Source organism: Pseudomonas sp. S1_G07, assembly GCF_054668565.1.
The window spans coordinates 4,802,941-4,821,203 of sequence record NZ_CP162778.1 but is presented as its reverse complement, the minus strand read 5'-3'; the positions used below and the strand labels follow the sequence as shown (position 1 = coordinate 4,821,203).

The window sequence follows — 18,263 nt, the reverse complement described above, 5'->3', positions numbered from 1 at the left end:
TATTTAAAATCAATACCAACGCAGGTCTTCAACCCGCCATGACCATTGGCGGCAAGGTGCCCAGCAGGGAAACTGCCGCGACCGCTGCAATACCGAGCACCCACTCCAGCCCCACACTGGCCTTCAGGCTGCCCACGCGTTGTTCGCACTGCTCCAGGCGCACCCGGTTCAGCAGGGCCAGCGCCACCATGCCCAGCACCAGCATCACTTTGATCAACAGAATCAGGGCGAACCCACTGAACAACGGCGTGGGCCACAGTTGCCCGGTGAGCACGCGCACGTTGATCAAGCCGGTGACCAGCAGGCCGGCAACAAGCCCATAGCCCACACCGCTGAAGCGCCGCAGGATCGGCTCCAGTGCCGGACGCGGCGATTGCCTGAGGATCAGCACCAGCAACAACAACCCACCCAGCCATGCACCGACACACGCCAGGTGTACTCCTTGATTGAGGATCAACAAGTGCCCGTCCAGCCCATCGAGCATCGCGCCATGGCCAACGGGGGCCAGGGTTGCCAGCAACAGCGCGCTCAACGGCAGGCGCAAGGCCGGCCAGGGCTTGATCAGCGTAATCACCAGCAGCAGGTTCAGCAGCAGGTGCCAGACCCACACCTGGCCGAAGAAGGTCTTGCCCAGCACCAACTGGACGGTGGCCGGTTGCAGCGCGGCGTCCCAACTGCCGGCCATGCTGGCGGTGATCAACAGCAACCACGCCACCCCGGAAACCAGGCCTGTGCAGGCCAGCGCCCGGGTGGTGCGCAGCAGTGTGCGGTCCAGTAACGGTTGCGGTGCAGTGCCCAATAACCAGGGCCTGAACACGCAGGCCCCGAATATCAGCAACACCACGATGAAATGCACGAAGCGGCACAGCACCAGCAGCGTCGCCATCGGTTATTGGCCGACCTTGAACTGGTATTCACCGTTGCTCTTGTGGGTGTCGACCGACACCGCGTTCCACACCACTTTGTAGGTGCCGGCGGCCAACGGCGCGGCCGGCGTGACCACCAGGACTTTTTTGTCGGCGTCCGGGGTTTCCAGGCCTTTGATGGCGACTTCGGTGCCGTCCTTGCTCAGGGAGACCTTGGTAAAGGTCGCCTCGACGCCTTCGCTGAAGGTCAGGCGCAGGTCTTTGGGCGCGGTGACGCTGCTGTCGGCCGCCGGTGTCGAGCTCTTGAGGTGGGCATGGGCAAAGGCCGCCGAGGCACCCAGCAGGGAGGCGAGCAGGGCGACGGTGGTCAGGGTTTTCTTGATCAACATTGCGCAATACCAATCGACGAGTAGGAACGCGCAGTGTACGAAGTTTCGGCTGCGCCTGTCGCCCCGATCTAGAGCGGGTGGTAGTCTTTGAACCATGTAGTTGTCAGGGAGCCCTTATGGGCAATCACAAGATCGGAATTCGTCGGGTCAATGTCGAAAAAATCCTGCTCGCAGCGGAGAAAGTCTTCGCCGAGAAAGGCTATGGCAGCACCGCTATGGCCGACATCGCCGAACAGGCGCAGTTGCCGCGCTCCAACCTGCATTACTACTTCAGCACCAAGAGCGAGCTGTACAGTGCGGTGCTGTTCGACCTGCTGGATGTGTGGAAGCAGGATGCCCTGAGCTTCGAAACCTTTGACGACCCGCGAGTGGTGCTCAGCAGTTACATCCGCGCCAAGATGCAGCGTTCACGCACGCGGCCCTATGGTTCCAAAGTCTGGGCCAACGAAATCATCCACGGCGCGCCGACCCTCGGTGAAGCGCTGGATGAGAGCCTGTACGACTGGGCCAAGATGAAGGAAGCGAAGATTCGCCAATGGGTGGAAGACAAGCGCATCCTGCCGGTGGAGCCGTCGAGCCTGTTGTACATGATCTGGGCCTCGACCCAGCACTATGCCGACTTTGACCACCAGGTGAAGATTTTGAATGATCACCAGCCATTGTCGGATAGGCAGTTCGAGAAGGCGATTCAGACGGTGATCAGTGTGATTCTGCGCGGGATAGGGTTGGAGCCTTGAGTGGTGCGGTTGAGGAGCCGCTATCGGGGGGCAGGCCCCCAATAGCGGCCTGAAGGATTACACCGCCTCCCGATAGGGATTCCTCGGATCCTGCGTCCAATTCAAGAACGGCTTGCCCGTATCAATGGGCACCATCTCGATGCAGTCCGCCACCGGGCAGGTGATCTGGCACAAGTTGCAGCCCACGCACTCATCATCGATCACCTCATACTTATGCGTGCCGTCCGCCTGTTTCAAACTGGCGATGGCCTGGTGCGAGGTGTCCTCGCAGGCGATATGGCAACGCCCACAGCCAATACAGGCGGCCTGATCGATCTTGGCGATTACTTGGTAGTTGATATCCAGGTACTTCCAATCCGTGGTGTTGCCCACCGCGCGCCCGGCAAATTCCTGCAGGCTGGTGTAACCCTGACTGTCCATCCACCGCGACAGGCCATCCTTCATTTCTTCAACGATGCGAAACCCATGCAGCATCGCCGCCGTGCACACCTGCACCGCGCCGCAGCCCAGGGCCACGAATTCCGCAGCGTCGCGCCAATTGCCAATGCCGCCGATCCCGCAGATGGGCAGGCCTTGGGTCTGTGGGTCGCGGGCGATTTCCGCGACCATGTTCAACGCAATCGGCTTGACCGCCGAGCCACAGTAACCGCCGTGTGTGCTCTGGGTGCCGACCGTCGGCAAGGCGACCATGCGCTCCAGATCGACGCTGGTGATGGAGTTGATGGTGTTGATCAGCGACACCGCGTCCGCGCCGCCGCGATACGCTGCGCGCGCCGCCACGCGGATGTCGGTGATGTTCGGCGTGAGCTTGACGATCACCGGCAGCGAGCAATACGTCTTGCACCAGCGCGTCACCTGTTCCACATACTCCGGCACCTGGCCCACTGCCGCGCCCATGCCGCGCTCGGGCATGCCGTGGGGGCAGCCGAAGTTCAGTTCGATGCCGTCGCAGCCGGTGGCTTCCACCAGGGGCAGGATGTTTTTCCAGGACGCCTCGACGCACGGCACCATCAGCGAGACGATCAACGCGCGGTCGGGCCAGTCCTTTTTCACCTGGGTGATTTCCCGCAGGTTGATCTCCAGGGAGCGGTCGGTGATCAGTTCGATGTTGTTGATGCCCAGCACTTCACGGTTGGCGCCGTAGTGCGCCGAGTAACGCGACGACACGTTGACCGCCGCCGGGTCTTCGCCCAGGGTTTTCCACACCACGCCGCCCCAGCCCGCCTCAAAGGCGCGGACCACGTTGTAGGCCTTGTCGGTGGGCGGCGCGGAGGCCAGCCAGAACGGGTTGGGGGCTTTGATACCGGCGAACACAATCGAGAGATCGGCCATTACGCAGCCTCCACGTGAAGCATGAGTTGGGTGTGCATGGCTTCGGCTGCCAGCTTGCCGTGTTGCACCGCCTGCACGGTGAGGTCCTGGCCGAGGCTGACGCAATCGCCTCCGGCATAGACCCCAGGAATACTGGTGCGCAGCTGTTCGTCGACGAAGATGCGTTCGCCCACGCGATGCAGTTGCTGGGCCAGGGGATCGTGCAACGCCGCGTCGTCAAAGCCTTGCCCGATGGCCTTGAAGATCGCATCGGCGGCCAGTTCGAAGGTTTCGCCGGTGGGCAGCAGGCGGCCGTTTTCCAGGTGGGTGCGGGCCAAGCGCATGCCGCGTACGTGGCCCTGGTCATCGAGCAGCACGGCTTCGGGCTGGGCCCAGGTGAGCAGGCGGACCTGGTTGGCCTTGGCGATGTCCTGTTCGTGGTGGGTGGCGCCCATGTCCGCCAGGCCACGGCGGTACACCAGGTTCACGTCACGGGCACCGAGGCGGGCCATTTGCACGGCCATGTCGATGGCGGTATTGCCGGCGCCGAGCACGATGCAGCGGTCGGCCAGGGGCAGTTGGCTGAGGTCGTCTGCCTGGCGCAATTCGCGGATGTAGTCGGTGGCGGCGAGCAGGCCCGGAGCGTCCTCGTGGGGCAGCCCCAGTTGTTTGCTCGCTGCCAGGCCGAGTCCGAGGAACACTGCATCGAATTGCTGGTGCAGGTCACTCAAGGTGAGGTTGACGCCCAGGCGCTGGCCGTGACGAATCTCTATACCGCCGATCTGCAAGAGAAACTCCAGTTCCTTCTGGGCGAAGTCATCCACCAGTTTGTACTTGGCGATCCCGTATTCATTCAGGCCGCCGGCTTTTTCGCGCGCTTCGAATATCACTACGTCGTGGCCGTGCATGGCGCTGCGATGCGCGCAGGCCAGCCCCGCAGGCCCGGCACCCACTACGGCGATCCGTTTCCCGGTCGGCGCGGCGCGTTGGAACGGGTGCTCACTGAAGTGCGCGTTGTCCACGGCATAGCGCTGCAACAGGCCGATCAGCACCGGGGCGCATTCTTCGGCGTTGTTACGCACACAGGCCTGCTGGCACAGGATCTCCGTAGGGCAGACCCGTGCGCAGCTGCCGCCGAGGATATTGGCCGAGAGGATCTTCTGCGCCGCGCCTTGCACGTTGTCGGTGTGGATATTGCGAATGAACGACGGAATATCGATCTCGCTGGGGCACGCATTCACGCACGGAGCGTCGTAGCAGTACAGGCAGCGCGAGGCTTCCAATTGGGCCTGCCGGGCGTTGAGGGGCGGCGCCAGGTCGGTGAAGTGGCTGGCGAGGGTGGTGCCATCCTCATGGGGATGGGGGAGGTGGCTCAGGGTCTGGATCACGGGTTTGGCCTCACGTTTTTTTTGCCTCTGGCGGGCATTGATTGACGCAACCTGTAGGAGCGAGGGGGACGCCTAGTTCTTGCTCGCGAAGAACCTGAGAGCACCGGTGGGTATCAGGCTTTGCGCGTTCTTGTTAACGATTTTCGCGAGCAAGAACTAGGCGTCCCCCTCGCTCCTACAAGGAGAGGGTCAGCGGTTGACGGCAACGGGCCTGGAATGCTCCGCCCGCTTGCGCAACTGCTCGAACACCGACGGATACGCCGGCCGTTCCACATACCGCCCGGCACCGCGCTCGGCACGCAGGTCGCCATCGGCCCAGACCAGCTTGCCCTGGCTGATGGTGTGGCTCGGCACGCCGCGCACGGTCTTGCCTTCGAAGATGTTGAAGTCGACTTGCTGGTGGTGGGTGGTGGCGGAAATAGTGCGGGTGCCCTCCGGGTCCCACAGCACCAGGTCGGCATCGGCCCCCACGCGGATCGCGCCTTTGCGTGGGTAGAGATTGAAGATTTTTGCGGTGTTGGTGGAGGTCAGCGCGACGAACTCCTGCATCGACAGGCGCCCGCTGTTGACGCCTTCGTGCCACAACAGCGCCATGCGGTCTTCGATACCGGCGGTGCCGTTGGGGATCTTGCTGAAGTCGTCACGGCCGGCGGCTTTTTGTTCGGCGCAGAAGCAGCAGTGGTCGGTGGCGGTGGTGTGCAGGTTGCCCGATTGCAGGCCGTGCCACAGCGCCTCCTGGTGCCCGCGTGGGCGGAATGGCGGGCTCATCACGTAGCCGGCGGCGGTCTGCCAGTCGGGGTGCTGGTAAACGCTGTCGTCGAGCAACAGGTGGCCGGCGAGGACTTCGCCGTATACGGCCTGGCCCTTGCCACGAGCGTAGGTGATTTCATCCAGCGCCTCTTTGGTCGAGACGTGCACCAGGTACAGCGGCGTGCCGATGGTCTCGGCGATACGGATCGCGCGGCTGGCCGCTTCGCCTTCCACCTGCGACGGGCGCGACAGCGGGTGCGCTTCCGGCCCGGTGATGCCCTGGGCCATCAGCTTGCGTTGCAGGTGGTACACCAGCTCGCCGTTTTCCGCATGCACGGTGGGTACCGCGCCCAGTTCCAGGCAACGTTCGAAGCTGGCGACCAGGGTGTCGTCGGCGGCCATGATCGCGTTCTTGTAGGCCATGAAGTGCTTGAAACTGTTGATACCGTGGTGGCTGACCAGTTCGGCCATTTCCTCGCGCACCTGTTCGCTCCACCAGGTGATCGCCACGTGAAAGCCGTAGTCGGACGCCGATTTTTCGGCCCAGCCACGCCACTGGTGGAACGCCTCCATCAGCGACTGCTGCGGGTTGGGAATCACGAAGTCGATGATCGACGTGGTGCCGCCGGCCAGGCCGGCCGCGGTGCCGCTGAAAAAGTCTTCACTGGCCACGGTGCCCATGAAGGGCAGTTGCATATGGGTGTGGGGGTCGATGCCGCCGGGCATCAGGTATTGGCCGCTGCCATCGAGTAGTTGCGTGCCGGCGGGAATATCCAGGTCCGTGCCAATGGCGCGAATCAGGCCGCCTGCGCACAACACATCGGCGCGGTAACGTTCATCATGGGTAATAACGGTGGCGCCACGGATCAACAGCGACATGTCGAGTTCCTCACAGGCTTGACCGGCTTGTGCCAGTTCTAAGTGTTGTAATGCTGCTTGCCGATGGCGTGGTTAAATCCTGTCATCGGTGACAGGAATAGAAACTAGACCGAGTTTTATGATTGGGCAAGCAGATTTTTTATAAGTGTTTAGTTGTTTTAATTTATTGATTTTTAAGGATAAAAAATAAAAATCACCAAAATGTGGCGGTCTCTCACCATTTTGACGCACTTGACAGGTTCCAGATATGAGCAACATTTCTTATTGCAAATCAGACGCTTGAGATATGCCGCTTGACGGGGCCGGGAAATAAAAATAATGGTGTTGCACCAGATTGAGTCCTGACAGTGCGGGCAACTTCCACGTTATCCAGCCTGAGTGGCGTGGCAAGTACCGCAGGTTCAATCGGAAAGCTGATTAACATCAGCCAGTTATATAAGCGGTGTGGGTGGGGCGGCGGTTTTCGGCACGGTTATTGAGTGCAGTGACGGCTGGCCGGGCCCGTGATGTCATGTTGTTTACGAGGTACTCCGGCCACCTGCCTTAACCTGCGCAGGTGAGCAAAAATAATTCGAAAAAACCGTGGAGCGGCCATGCAACAGAACAGATCGCAAGTCATTGAGCGCCACGGGCTGTACGAACTCGACGCCGGCCCGGACGTCCTCGACAGCCCTCGCTACAACCACGACATGGCCCCGACCAAGGTGCATGAACGCACCTGGAACAGGTGGCACATCACCGCGCTTTGGGTCGGCATGTCGATCTGCGTGCCCACCTACACGTTGGGCGGGGTGCTCACCGCGTATTTCGGGCTGTCGGTGGGCGAGGCGCTGGTGGCGATTCTGCTGGCCAATATCGTGGTGCTGATCCCGCTGACCCTCAATGCTTTCCCCGGCACCAAGTACGGCATCCCCTTTCCGGTGTTGCTGCGTTCGTCGTTCGGCATCCTCGGTTCCAACGTGCCGTGCCTGATACGCGCACTGGTGGCGTGCGGCTGGTTTGGGATCCAGACCCTGTTTGGCGGGCTGGCGATTCACCTGTTCCTGGGTTCGATTTTCGACGGCTGGAAAGCGCTCGGTGGCACCGGTGAAGTGATCGGCTTCATGCTGTTCTGGACCCTTAACCTGTGGGTGGTGCTGCGTGGCGCCGAGTCGATCAAGCGCCTGGAAACCCTGTCGGCGCCGTTGCTGGTGGCGGTGGGGATTGGCCTGCTGGTGTGGGCGATGCCCAATGTGTCGATCAGCGAGTTGATGGCGATCCCGCCCAAGCGTCCCGAAGGCGCGAGCCTCACTGGTTACTTCATGGCCGGCCTTACGGCGATGGTGGGGTTCTGGGCCACCTTGTCGCTGAATATTCCTGACTTCAGCCGCTACGCCAAGAGCCAGAAGGATCAGATCCTCGGGCAGATTTTCGGCCTGCCGCTGACCATGTTCCTGTTCGCCGCCCTGGGTGTGGTGATGACCGCCGCGTCGGTGAAACTGGTGGGGGTGAGCGTGTCCGACCCGGTCACCCTGATCGGGCATATCCAGAGCCCGGTGTGGGTGGCGGTGGCCATGGCATTGATCATTGTTGCCACGTTGTCCACCAACACGGCGGCGAACATCGTTTCGCCCACCAACGACTTCCAGAATATCGCGCCCAAGCTGATCAACCGCACCACTGCGGTGATCCTGACCGGCTTGGTCGGGCTGGTGCTGATGGCCCATGAACTGCTGAAAAAACTTGGGCTGATCGTTTCGGATGTGAGCCTGGAAACTGTGTATTCCAATTGGTTGCTGGGCTATTCGAGCCTGCTGGGGCCGATTGCCGGGATCATGGTGGTGGACTACTTCATCACCCGCAAACAACACCTGGACCTGGCCGGTTTGTACCGTGACGACGTGTACCCGGCATGGAACTGGAGTGGCTTTGTCGCCTTCGGCGTGCCGGTGGTGCTGACCTTGCTGTCACTGGGCAGCGATGCCTTCAGCTGGTTCTACAGCTATGGCTGGTTTACCGGTTCGGCGTTGGGTGGCCTGTTGTATTACGGGCTTAACGCTAAGCGCGGGGCCCGCTCGGTTGCCGCCAAAGCCCCTTTGTAAATGCGCCCACACTTGACCGAATCGATCCATAAGAAAATGTAGCTTGAGGAGATCCTTATGAGCGCTGCCCTCGACGTTCTGCAATCGACCGATCAGCACATCAACCGCGACCGCTTGTGGCAGTCGCTGATGGACCTGGCCACACTCGGCGCCACCCCCAAGGGCGGCGTGTGCCGCCTGGCCCTTACCGATCTTGATCGCAAGGCCCGCGACCTGTTTGTGCAGTGGTGCGAGGCGGCCGGCTGCACCGTGACCGTCGACGGCATCGGCAATATCTTCGCGCGTCGCCCGGGGCGCAATCCCAACCTGCCACCGGTAATGACCGGCAGCCACATCGACACCCAGCCTACCGGCGGCAAGTTCGATGGCTGTTTTGGCGTGCTGGCGGGGGTGGAGGTGCTGCGTACCCTCAATGACCTCAACCTGGAAACCGAGGCACCCCTGGAAGTGGTGGTGTGGACCAATGAAGAGGGCTCGCGCTTTCCGCCGTGCATGATGGGCTCCGGCGTATTTGCCGAGAAGTTCACGTTGGCCGAGACGTTAGCCAAGGTCGACGCCGATGGCGTCTCCGTGGGCGATGCCCTCAATGCCATTGGTTATGCCGGTACGCGTGCGGAGAGTGGGCACAAGGTCGGTGCCTATTTCGAGGCGCATATCGAACAAGGGCCGATTCTTGAGGACGAGAAGAAAACCATCGGCGTGGTCCTTGGTGCCCTCGGGCAAAAATGGTTCGACCTGACATTGCGCGGCGTCGAAGCCCACGCCGGGCCAACGCCGATGCACCTGCGCAAGGACGCCCTGGTGGGGGCGGCGGCCGTGGTCGCGGCGGTGAATGCGGCGGCGTTGGGGCATCAGCCCCATGCATGCGGTACTGTCGGTTGCCTGCAGGCGTATCCCGGTTCACGCAACGTGATTCCTGGCGAAGTGCGCATGACATTGGACTTCCGTCACCTGGAACCGGCACGGTTGGATTCGATGATTGCCCAGGTGCGCAAGGTCATCGATGAGACCTGCGCCAAGCATGGGTTGACGTATGAGATGGAACCCACCGCCGACTTCCCGCCGCTGTATTTCGACCAAGGCTGCGTGGACGCCGTGCGGGATGCGGCGAATGGGTTGGGCCTGTCGAACATGGACATCGTCAGCGGGGCAGGGCACGACGCGATCTTTGTCGCCGAGCTTGGCCCGGCGGGGATGATCTTTGTGCCGTGTGAAGGCGGCATCAGCCACAACGAAATCGAAAACGCCGCGCCGGATGACCTGGCGGCCGGATGTGCGGTGTTGCTGCGGGCGATGGTGGCCGCCTCGGCGGCAATCGCCAGCGGCAAGCTGGCGGCCTGAAGGTGGGGCGGTTGATCCACTGCTGATGGGTCTGCCGCCATCGCAAGCAAGCCAGTTCCCTATTCACACATCAGCATGTGGGAGCCGGGCTTGCCCGCGATGCGGCCCTGAAGAGCGACGCGGCTACTGCGCCAGTATCCGATGATGACGACCCTCCTGCTGGCACTTCGCGTGGTGTCCCGTGCCTTTATGCGGCTCGGCGGGGGCAGCGGGTGTGACGTGGGGGTGATGGTACCGGCGGGTAATGCGCAGCACCCCCCACAACATGGCAGCGGCTACCGACAGCCAACCGCAGATCAACAGGAAAATCGTTGTTGCAAGGCTCATTCGGGCCTCCTTACGCCCCGCAGGGGCACACACAGTCTTCTCAATGGACAGTCTAGTCATCAGACGGTTGCCTGCTATTGACCAATGGTCGTGTCCTTTCAACTTCTTTGCTCTATCCCGGGCCGTTCATCCTGCCTTTGGGCTATACCCGCGGGGCTGAGCGTCCTATGATCAGGGCCCTTACCGGCAGTTGATCAAGAGAGTAAAACAGTGCGGTTACGGTCCAACCTTCAAACATCCCTGTTGCTGGCCTGCACCCTGTGGCTGGCGGCGTGTTCCGGGCAGCCGTCGAAACTGGCGGGCCTGCCGGAACGTGTCGAACTCAATGGTGTGCCGACCTTTCGCAGCGAGGCTTATCAGAGCGGTCCTACGGCATTGGCCAGCATGCTGTCGCAACAAGGCATTGTCATGACACCGGGGTTGCTGGATAAGCCACTGCACTTGCCGGGCGCCGAGGCGGATCTTGCGCGCAACATGCAGGTGCTGGCGCGTGAGTACGGGCTGATGGTGTATCCGCTGGACACCCAACTGACGGCAGTACTGGCGCAAGTGGCGGCCGGTTACCCGGTGATGGCGCGGATCGGTGGGCGGTTCTGGTCTGAAGCACACTACGTCGTGGTGGTGGGGTTCAACCAGCAGAAAAGCACGGTGTTGTTGCGTTCGGGCCTCGACCGGCGGCGGTTGATGAGCTTCAGCGATTTCGAGTCGGCCTGGAAAGGCGCCGGGCATTGGGCGATCCTGATCCAGCGCCCCAGCCAGTTGCCGGCCCATGTGGATGCGCAGCGCTGGCGCGACTCGGCGAACGCCACCGCTCAGGCCGGGCAGGAGCGGGCAGCGGCGCAGGCACTCAAGGTGTTGGCCGAAGTGCCTGGAGCCGGCAACCGGTAACGCGTGGGCTCACTCCGCGCACTGCAATGCGCCGCCGACAATCGATAGTTCTTTAAGGTTTTCACCTTCGCGCAGCACGAACAGCGCATCCATCCCGCGCTCCTGCGCCAGGCGGGGGCCTTCGATTTCGCCCAGTACCATCAGCGCCGTGGCCCATGCATCGGCAAGCATGCACGATGCGGCCACCACCGTGACGGCCGCGACGGTATTGCACAACGGTGCGCCGGTCGTGGGGTTGAGGGTGTGAGCAAGGTGCTGCCCCTGGATGTCGAGCCAATGCCGGTAGTCGCCGGACGTGGCGATGGCCGCATCGCAAAGCTCCATGACCCCCATCACTTCACGTCGGTCGCGACAGGGTTTTTCAATCGCCACCACCCAAGGCTGGGCCGTCGGCTTGACGCCTCGGGCGCGCATCTCGCCATCGATACCGACCAGGTAGCAGGTCAGCCCGAAACGGTCCAGGCAGCGTGCCAGTTCGTCGACGCCAAACCCCTTGGCGATGCCGTTGAGGTCAAGGTCAAGGGGCGCGCGCTTGCGCACTTGACACCGTTGCAGGTCCACCGTCAACGCAGTGTGGGCTGATCGGTGAACGCGTGGCGGCACGCTGGCAAGTGTCTGTTCGGTGATCGACGGTGCGCCGGGGCCGAAGCCCCAGGCCTTGACCCGATCACCCACGCCGATGTCGAAGGCTCCGTGGGATTGCTGGCTGACCCGTAGCGCGGCGGCCAACACCGTGGCCAGTTCCCTGGGGACTGACAGCCATTGCTGCTCAGGGGCGTTATTGAGGCGATTGAGGTCGGAGTCGGCTTTCCAGATGGACATCTGCCGGTCCACCCGGCCCACGGCCTCGGCCAGGCCACGGCTGATCGCAGCGGTGTCGATGCCGGCCTCGGTATAGAACACGGCGGTATAGCGTGTGCCCATGGTCTCGCCATTGAGGCTGTAGCGTTGTGTGTCAGTACACATCTTCACGGTAGCGTCCTTGTGCCTTGAGCGCCTGCACGCTCAGGTTGAGCGGCGCCAGCACTTCATCCAGGGTCTGCATCACGCCTTTGGCCATTTCACGACTGCCGCACACCAGCACCTGGGCGCCTTTTTCCATCAGCCGCCGCAACGCCAGGGCGTCGCTGCGCAACCGATCCTGTACATGGCTGTGATCCTGGGCCTGGGAAAACGCGGCGCGCAAGGTGGTCAGGCGGCGATCGGCCAGGTAACCATTGAGCTCCGGTTCGTAGAGGAAATCCGAAGCTGGGTTGCGCCCGCCCCAATACAAATGCATCGGGTGTTTGGCCTTGTTGTTGCGGATAAAACCGGCCAGGGGACCGATACCGGTACCCGCGCCGATCAGAATCACCGGGTGCGCGCCCGACGCCGGGCGAAATTGCGGGTTGGGCTGAATAAAAGCGTCGATCGACGCGCCGACCGTCAGGTCGTGCAGGAACCCCGAGCACAGGCCGCCTGCGTGTTTGCGCACGCAAATCTCCAGCACACCATCGTCAGCGCTGCTGGCCAGCGAGTAAAACCGCGGTATCGGGCTGCCCGGCGGGACAATGCCGACCAGGTCGCCGGCCTGAAAGCTCGGCAATGTTCCGGGCACCTTGAACCGCAGGATACGGGTCGGTGATTGCATGCGCTCGCCATAGACGGTGCTGCCGACCAGCACCAGTGGCTGGGTAGGCGGTGGCTCGCTGCTATGGACCAGTGTCAGTGCCTGCCCCAGGACGTCGCCCAGGTCGCGGCCCCAGCGCGCGAATGCTTGTGAGGAGCGGCGGTTGATGGTTTCCAGTGGCAACAACGCCACGCCACCGGCTTGCACCAGGGCGGCTTGCACCGCCTGGGCGTACTGACAGAAGTGCGCAAACTGCCTGTCGCCGAAACCCAGCACGGCAAAGGGCTGACCGGGCTTGATACCCAACCGGTTCAGCCGCTTCAGGAACTGCGAGGCGCAGGCGGGCGCGTCGCCGTCGCCGTGGGTGGCGGTGAGGATGAAAACCCGCTGCGCGCTGCGGTAGTCCCCGGTCCAGGTATTCATCGCGGCGCTATGAACCTGGTGCCCGGCCTGATGCAGCGCCTGGTGCAAGGTGTTGGCAAAACCCCAGGTGGTGTTGTTTTCGCTGCCCACCAGAATCACGCTGTCGGCGCAGTGGGCGAGGCTGTTATGGTCAATGTGCGGACCTGCCCTGCGACGACGCCACCAAAGCAGGATGCCGGTCGTGCTCAGCCACGCAACGCTGAGGGCACAGAGCCCGAGGAGCAGGCCCAGCCACCAGAGACCTTCACCGGTGTGCAATTGATAGATCAATTCATACAGGTGGTGCAGCGAACCGTGGGCTTGATAGGACAACAATGCGCCGTTGACCGGGTCCACGTAACCATCCCCCTGGGTGGTGCGCAGGGAAAACACATCCTGTGGGTGGCCGGGGCTCGGGTAAACCAGTTCGCGCAGATCATTCAGGTCGATGGCCCGCAAGGCTTGGAGGGTGGTCACCGGCCGCGCCGCGTCGACGCTGGTGCGGGCCGGGTAAGCCGACTCGGCTTGACTGCCGTCGGTGATCACCTCGAACGTGGTGGCGCACAGGTAGAGACCACTCAAGGCCGAGAGCAGCAGCCCGAGTACGGCCAGGCGCCCGACTTCGGCATGCCAGCGCTGGCTGAACGTGCCACGCAGGGGCCGCAACATGTTGCGCACGCCGCCCAGGCGACGGGCCAGCAGCAGTGCGCCAGACACTGAAAGCATCACCATGAATAACGCACCGACGCCGACGACCCCATGCCCCGCCGTGCCCATGAACAGCGAGCGGTGCAGCTCCTTCACCCAGCGTGAAAGGCTGGACGGCTCATAGGGCCCAAGCCCCTGGCCAGTCAGTGGGTCGACGGTTTGCGCACTGGCCTGGCCGTCCTGGGTGTAGTACACGATCACCGTCCCGGAGGGGCTGCGTTGGATCTGTTCCACCCCGTTGAAATGCTGGGCGATGTGCCCGGCCAACTGGCCAACGTCAAGTTGCCCGGCCGCGATTGACGTGCCGTGCAGGCGTTCCAGCGCCGGGTTGACGGACAAAACCGCCCCGCTGATGGCCATGATCATCACCAGCAGGGCGGCGATCAGGCCGGGCAGTGAATGGAACTGGCGAAGCATGTTCAGCCTCCGGAAATCGCAGGGACTACAGGTCGTAGGTAAAAGACTCGACATAGGTGTTGCCGGTGGCCGGCTTACCTGACCCGCCCGATGTCAGGGGAACACTGACATCGGCGCGGCTATCGCGTTTGTCTTCCACGGCGCCGTCGATACGGATCTGATAACCGGCATCGATCAACGTGTCGGCCAGTTCAACGCTGACGGTGAGGGTGCGGCCACTGCCGACGCTGGCGCCGCTGAGCCCGTCGAACTCGCTCGGGTTCATGCCGCTGCCGCGCGCCCAGTCGCCCAGGTGCCGGTAGTACTTGGTCTTCTTGCCGGCGACCCAAAGGGTTTTTTGATACTGGCCGTTGGCGTTGGTGACATAGATCGCCAGGTACGCACCGTTGCCGCTGTAGTTTTTGAGTTGGGTCGTCAGGGTCACTTCGCGGGCCTGGGCCGGCACTGACAAGGCAAGGGTGCCGGCGAGGCAGGTAATGGCAATGATCTTTTTCATGAGGATGTCCTGCTTGAGCGTTGGGGCGGGAGCCTGGACCTGCTGGCTGACAGCAACCTGAAAGCCAGAGATAAAGCTCGATCATTCAGATCCAGGGCGGTTGAGGTAATCCTGGGCGTCACCGTTGCCACGGAAATGAATTTCCAGCTTGCGCAGGCGCAAAGTGGCGGGGGCGTAGCGGGCTTCGATGCGATTGCCCTTACGGTCGGAGCCCTTCAGTTCGTAGCAGCCGTCGTCGACCTTGATGCGCTGTACGCTCCAGCCGTATTGCCGCTCCACCTGCTGGCGCAGGGTTTCGCGCGGTTGCCAGTCGCTGACCGGCTCGTTGCAGTCGTCATCGGCCAAGGCTTCTCCCGCGAGCAGGAGGCTCAGCAATGCGGTGGCGGCAATAAACGCTGATTTCATGATCTGTCTCCGGTCGGATCTGGCCTGTGCGGCTTACCTTAGCGGGCATTCCTGACAACCAGCTGAATCTTCAGATTCACGTCAGGTAAGGCGGCTAGGGTGCTGCACGACTACCATCACAGGGGGTGCCAGATGCGGGTTTTATTGGTCGAGGACGCGCCCGGGCTTGGGGACGCGGTGCGCGAACAGATTGCCGATGATGGCCACGCCGTCGATTGGGTGCAGCGACTGGACCATGCCACCAGCAGTGTGCGTTCCACGCTGTACGACTTGATCCTGCTGGACCTGATGCTGCCGGACGGTCGCGGCCTGGACTTTTTGCGCCAGCAACGGGCGGCCGGCAACGTAACGCCGGTGATTATCCTGACTGCCCAGGACCAGATTTCCGATCGTATCGCCGGCCTCAATGCCGGGGCCGACGACTATCTGGTCAAGCCGTTCGACCTGTTTGAACTCTCGGCCCGCGTGGCCGCCGTGGCCCGTCGCTACAGCGGCAACCCCAACCCGCTGATCAAGCTTGGCGAACTGCAGGTCGACCTGAACGCGCGCACCGTGCGGCGCGCTGGCGTCACCGTTGACCTGACGGCGCGCGAATGGGCGCTGTTCGAGGCGTTTGTGCAGCGCCCCACGGCGTTGCTGTCGAAGTCGCAGCTCGAAGAACGCTTGTACGCGTTTGGTGCGGAAATCGAGAGCAACACCATTGAGGTGTATATCAGCCGTCTGCGCAAAAAATTGGGGCGCGACCTGGTGGAAACCGTGCGTGGCATGGGTTATCGGCTGATGGCCGTATGAACGCCTCGATCAGCCTGCAAAAACGCCTGGGCCTGGGGTTGACCCTGGGCATGACCTTGCTGTGGCTGGGGGCAACCGTCGGCGCCTGGTTGATGTTGCAGCAGGAGCTGAACGAGGCGTTCGACAGTGCTCTGGAAGAAACCGCGCAACGCATCCTGCCCCTGGCCGTGCTGGAAATCAGCAACCGCGAGGATCCAAGCGCAGCCCAGCACATCTCCGGGCTGAAATTGCACAAGGAACACTTGACCTACCTGGTGCGCGATGCGCAGGGCCAGATCCTGATGCAATCCCATGATGCCAACCCGAAGATCTTCAACACACAACCGGCCGAGGGGTTTTCCACCACTGGAAAATACCGACTGTATGGCGCGAGCGCGCTGCGCAACACGTTGTTTATCGAGATAGCCGAGCCTCTGGCACATCGACGTGAGGCGGCGCGGGAAGCCGTGTGTGCCTTATTGATACCGCTTTTGGCGCTGATTCCCATCAGCCTGTTGGGCACCTGGCTGTTTGTGCGGGTCAGTTTGCGTAGTGTGTTGGCCTATGGCCGTGCCGTAGAGGCCCGCGGCGCGGGAGACTTATCGCCCATCCGCGTGGAGAGGTTGCCGGCGGAAATCGACCCATTGGCCGACGCGATCAACCACCTGCTCGAGCGCTTGCGCAAGGCATTGGAAGCCGAGCGCAGCTTTACCGCAAACAGTGCCCATGAGCTGCGCACGCCGTTGGCCGCGACGTTGGCGCAGATCCAGCGCCTGCGTCATGAAGCGCCGGAGGGGCCGTTGCGCTTGCGGGCGGCGAAGATCGAAAACGCGCTGCGCGAGCTGTCACGGCTTTCGGAAAAACTCATGCAGTTAGCCAAGGCCGAGGGCGGCGGGCTGCTGTCCGAGGTGCCTCAGGACCTGATTCCATTGCTGGCCCATGGGGTCGATGAGTGGCGGCACAGCAGCGCGCAGCGTATCCGGTTACAACTTCCGACCCAGGGCAGTGTTTATTCAGCGATCGATGCGGACGCCTTTGGCATCCTGCTGCGCAACCTGATCGAGAATGCCTTGAAGTATGGGGCTGCCGATCAATCGGTCGACGTCATCCTCACGGAGCAGGCGCTGCTGCGGGTCATCAATGGTGGGCCGGCTGTCCCGGCGCCGGTGTTGCAACGCCTGACCGAACGCTTTGTGCGGGGCGCCAGCGCATCCAGCGGCTCGGGGTTGGGCCTGGCGATTGTCAAAACCATTGTCCAGGGGAGCAAGGCGCGTATGACCCTGGTATCGCCAGCGACAGGAAGGGCGGACGGATTTGAAGTGGATGTCCAGTTTTTACCCGTGGCGGTGATTGAGTGAATCGTCTGTCGTGACGGGCGCGGTGGGTGGTTCGCGCAAAAAAAGCCCCGAACTCGTCGGGGCGTTTAGAGGCCGGCACGCTGGTTGCGTGTGTTGTTCAGCGACGCGCCTCAACCGCGTTCGGGCGGTTTTTCAGGTTCTTGTCGGCCTTGTAGCGCAACGCGACGTCCGGCACCGAGCCGCTCTTGCCGGTTTCGACCCAGTTGCGAATACGACTGGCATCGGCGAAGTGGGTGAACTTGCCGAATGCATCGAGGATCACCAGCGACACCGGGCGATTACCCATGCTGGTGACCAGTACCAGGCAATGACCGGCCTGGTTGGTGAAGCCGGTCTTGGTCAGCTTGATGTCCCAGTTGGCGCGGTTGATCAGGTGATCGGTGTTGGAGAAGCCCAGGGTGTAGTTGGGCTTGCGGAACGCCACGGTCTTTTCCTTGGTGGTGCTCAACTGGCTGAGCAGCGGGTAATGGCGCGCGGCGGCCAGCAGCTTGCTCAGGTCGCGGGCGGTGGAGACGTTGTGGATCGACAGGCCAGTGGGTTCGACGTAATGCGTGTTGGTCATGCCCAGGGCCTTGGCCTTGGCGTTCATTGCCGCGATAAAGGCCGCATAGCCGCCTGGATAATGGTGGGCCAGGCTCGCGGCGGCGCGGTTTTCCGAGGACATCAGGGCGATCAGCAGCATTTCCTTGCGCGGCATTTGGCTGCCGATCTTCACGCGGGAGAACACGCCTTTCATCTCTGGCGTGTCGGTGATGTTGATATCGATGTATTCATCCATGTTCTGCTTGGCTTCCAGCACGATCAGGCCGGTCATCAACTTGCTCACCGAGGCGATCGGCACCACCACGTCGGGGTTGCTGGCGTAGATGACCTTGTTGGTTTGCAGGTCTACCAGCATGGCGCTACCGGAGGCAATCTGCAGTTTGGACGGGTCGCGCGGGGCCAGGGTGGATTCGGCGGCGTGCGCGAAGGTGCCTGTGAAAGCAAAAAATAGGCTGACAAGAGAGAGACGAATTTTCACGCGGATGAACTCGCTAAAAAGGTAAGAAGATACCGTTCTGCAACGGGTTATATGACAAATGGCGTTACATTTTAGGAGTATGGAACAAAAACTGTCGAATGTTCTTCTAGAACCAGACG

17 protein-coding genes are annotated in these 18,263 nt (G+C 62.1%); 6 read left to right on the top strand and 11 right to left on the bottom strand.

Going from position 1 to position 18,263, the window contains the following annotated elements:
* Positions 1-28: 28 nt before the first annotated feature.
* A complete protein-coding gene (gene copD, locus AB4O05_RS21845) occupies positions 29-886 on the bottom strand; it encodes a copper homeostasis membrane protein CopD (protein WP_460135341.1) in 858 nt (285 codons plus the stop codon).
* 3 nt (positions 887-889) lie between these two features.
* Entirely contained in the window at positions 890-1,255 is a 366-nt protein-coding gene (copC, locus tag AB4O05_RS21840; RefSeq protein WP_460135342.1) for a copper homeostasis periplasmic binding protein CopC, read from the bottom strand.
* A gap of 116 nt (positions 1,256-1,371) precedes the next feature.
* Between copC and AB4O05_RS21835 the strand changes: the two genes are divergently transcribed.
* The gene (locus AB4O05_RS21835; RefSeq protein ID WP_460135343.1) at positions 1,372-1,992 is read left to right on the top strand and encodes a TetR family transcriptional regulator C-terminal domain-containing protein; all 621 of its coding nucleotides are present in this window, start codon (positions 1,372-1,374) and stop codon (positions 1,990-1,992) included.
* A 57-nt stretch (positions 1,993-2,049) separates the two neighbouring features.
* Here AB4O05_RS21835 and preA read toward each other — a convergent pair whose 3' ends face one another.
* The 3 genes from preA to hydA form a co-directional block, all read right to left on the bottom strand.
* The gene (gene preA, locus AB4O05_RS21830; protein WP_460135344.1) at positions 2,050-3,324 is read right to left on the bottom strand and encodes an NAD-dependent dihydropyrimidine dehydrogenase subunit PreA; all 1,275 of its coding nucleotides are present in this window, start codon (positions 3,322-3,324) and stop codon (positions 2,050-2,052) included.
* Positions 3,324-4,691, bottom strand: coding sequence for an NAD(P)-dependent oxidoreductase (locus tag AB4O05_RS21825; RefSeq protein ID WP_460135345.1), 1,368 nt, complete (start codon positions 4,689-4,691; stop codon positions 3,324-3,326). Before AB4O05_RS21825 ends, preA begins: the two co-directional genes overlap by 1 nt.
* A 189-nt stretch (positions 4,692-4,880) precedes the next feature.
* Positions 4,881-6,320: a dihydropyrimidinase gene (gene hydA / locus AB4O05_RS21820; protein WP_460135346.1), complete on the bottom strand. Its 1,440-nt coding sequence runs from the start codon at positions 6,318-6,320 to the stop codon at positions 4,881-4,883.
* 593 nt (positions 6,321-6,913) lie between these two features.
* Here hydA and AB4O05_RS21815 point away from each other — a divergent pair.
* Together AB4O05_RS21815 and AB4O05_RS21810 are read left to right on the top strand one after the other, a co-directional pair.
* The gene (locus tag AB4O05_RS21815) at positions 6,914-8,401 is read left to right on the top strand and encodes an NCS1 family nucleobase:cation symporter-1 (protein ID WP_460135347.1); all 1,488 of its coding nucleotides are present in this window, start codon (positions 6,914-6,916) and stop codon (positions 8,399-8,401) included.
* A gap of 57 nt (positions 8,402-8,458) precedes the next feature.
* The gene (locus tag AB4O05_RS21810) at positions 8,459-9,742 is read left to right on the top strand and encodes a Zn-dependent hydrolase (RefSeq protein WP_460135348.1); all 1,284 of its coding nucleotides are present in this window, start codon (positions 8,459-8,461) and stop codon (positions 9,740-9,742) included.
* 123 nt (positions 9,743-9,865) lie between these two features.
* Here AB4O05_RS21810 and AB4O05_RS21805 read toward each other — a convergent pair whose 3' ends face one another.
* Complete coding sequence (locus AB4O05_RS21805) at positions 9,866-10,069, bottom strand: hypothetical protein (RefSeq protein WP_460137757.1); 204 nt, start codon at positions 10,067-10,069, stop codon at positions 9,866-9,868.
* 210 nt (positions 10,070-10,279) lie between these two features.
* Between AB4O05_RS21805 and AB4O05_RS21800 the strand changes: the two genes are divergently transcribed.
* On the top strand, positions 10,280-10,957 hold the full coding sequence (locus AB4O05_RS21800; protein ID WP_460135350.1) for a C39 family peptidase: 678 nt from the start codon (positions 10,280-10,282) through the stop codon (positions 10,955-10,957).
* Between the two features lie 9 nt (positions 10,958-10,966).
* Here the strand turns inward: AB4O05_RS21800 and AB4O05_RS21795 are convergent, their stop codons facing one another.
* The 4 genes from AB4O05_RS21795 to AB4O05_RS21780 form a co-directional block, all read right to left on the bottom strand.
* Positions 10,967-11,923 (bottom strand): FAD:protein FMN transferase, encoded by a 957-nt coding sequence (locus tag AB4O05_RS21795; protein ID WP_460137527.1) that lies wholly within the window; start codon positions 11,921-11,923, stop codon positions 10,967-10,969.
* The gene (locus AB4O05_RS21790) at positions 11,913-14,093 is read right to left on the bottom strand and encodes a PepSY domain-containing protein (protein WP_460135351.1); all 2,181 of its coding nucleotides are present in this window, start codon (positions 14,091-14,093) and stop codon (positions 11,913-11,915) included. The genes AB4O05_RS21795 and AB4O05_RS21790 overlap by 11 nt, the downstream gene beginning before the upstream one ends.
* Before the next feature lie 25 nt (positions 14,094-14,118).
* Positions 14,119-14,589 (bottom strand): DUF2271 domain-containing protein, encoded by a 471-nt coding sequence (locus AB4O05_RS21785; protein WP_460135352.1) that lies wholly within the window; start codon positions 14,587-14,589, stop codon positions 14,119-14,121.
* A gap of 81 nt (positions 14,590-14,670) precedes the next feature.
* Complete coding sequence (locus AB4O05_RS21780) at positions 14,671-14,994, bottom strand: PepSY domain-containing protein (protein WP_460135353.1); 324 nt, start codon at positions 14,992-14,994, stop codon at positions 14,671-14,673.
* A gap of 132 nt (positions 14,995-15,126) precedes the next feature.
* On the opposite strand from AB4O05_RS21780, the gene AB4O05_RS21775 reads away from it, so the two are divergent.
* Both AB4O05_RS21775 and AB4O05_RS21770 read left to right on the top strand, forming a co-directional pair.
* On the top strand, positions 15,127-15,786 hold the full coding sequence (locus AB4O05_RS21775) for a response regulator transcription factor (protein ID WP_460135355.1): 660 nt from the start codon (positions 15,127-15,129) through the stop codon (positions 15,784-15,786).
* Positions 15,783-17,123 carry a sensor histidine kinase gene (locus AB4O05_RS21770; protein WP_460135356.1) on the top strand — a complete coding sequence of 447 codons (1,341 nt, stop codon included), beginning with the start codon at positions 15,783-15,785 and terminating at the stop codon, positions 17,121-17,123. The genes AB4O05_RS21775 and AB4O05_RS21770 overlap by 4 nt, the downstream gene beginning before the upstream one ends.
* A 97-nt stretch (positions 17,124-17,220) precedes the next feature.
* Here AB4O05_RS21770 and pbpG read toward each other — a convergent pair whose 3' ends face one another.
* The gene (gene pbpG / locus AB4O05_RS21765; RefSeq protein WP_460135358.1) at positions 17,221-18,144 is read right to left on the bottom strand and encodes a D-alanyl-D-alanine endopeptidase; all 924 of its coding nucleotides are present in this window, start codon (positions 18,142-18,144) and stop codon (positions 17,221-17,223) included.
* Between the last annotated feature and the right edge of the window lie 119 nt (positions 18,145-18,263).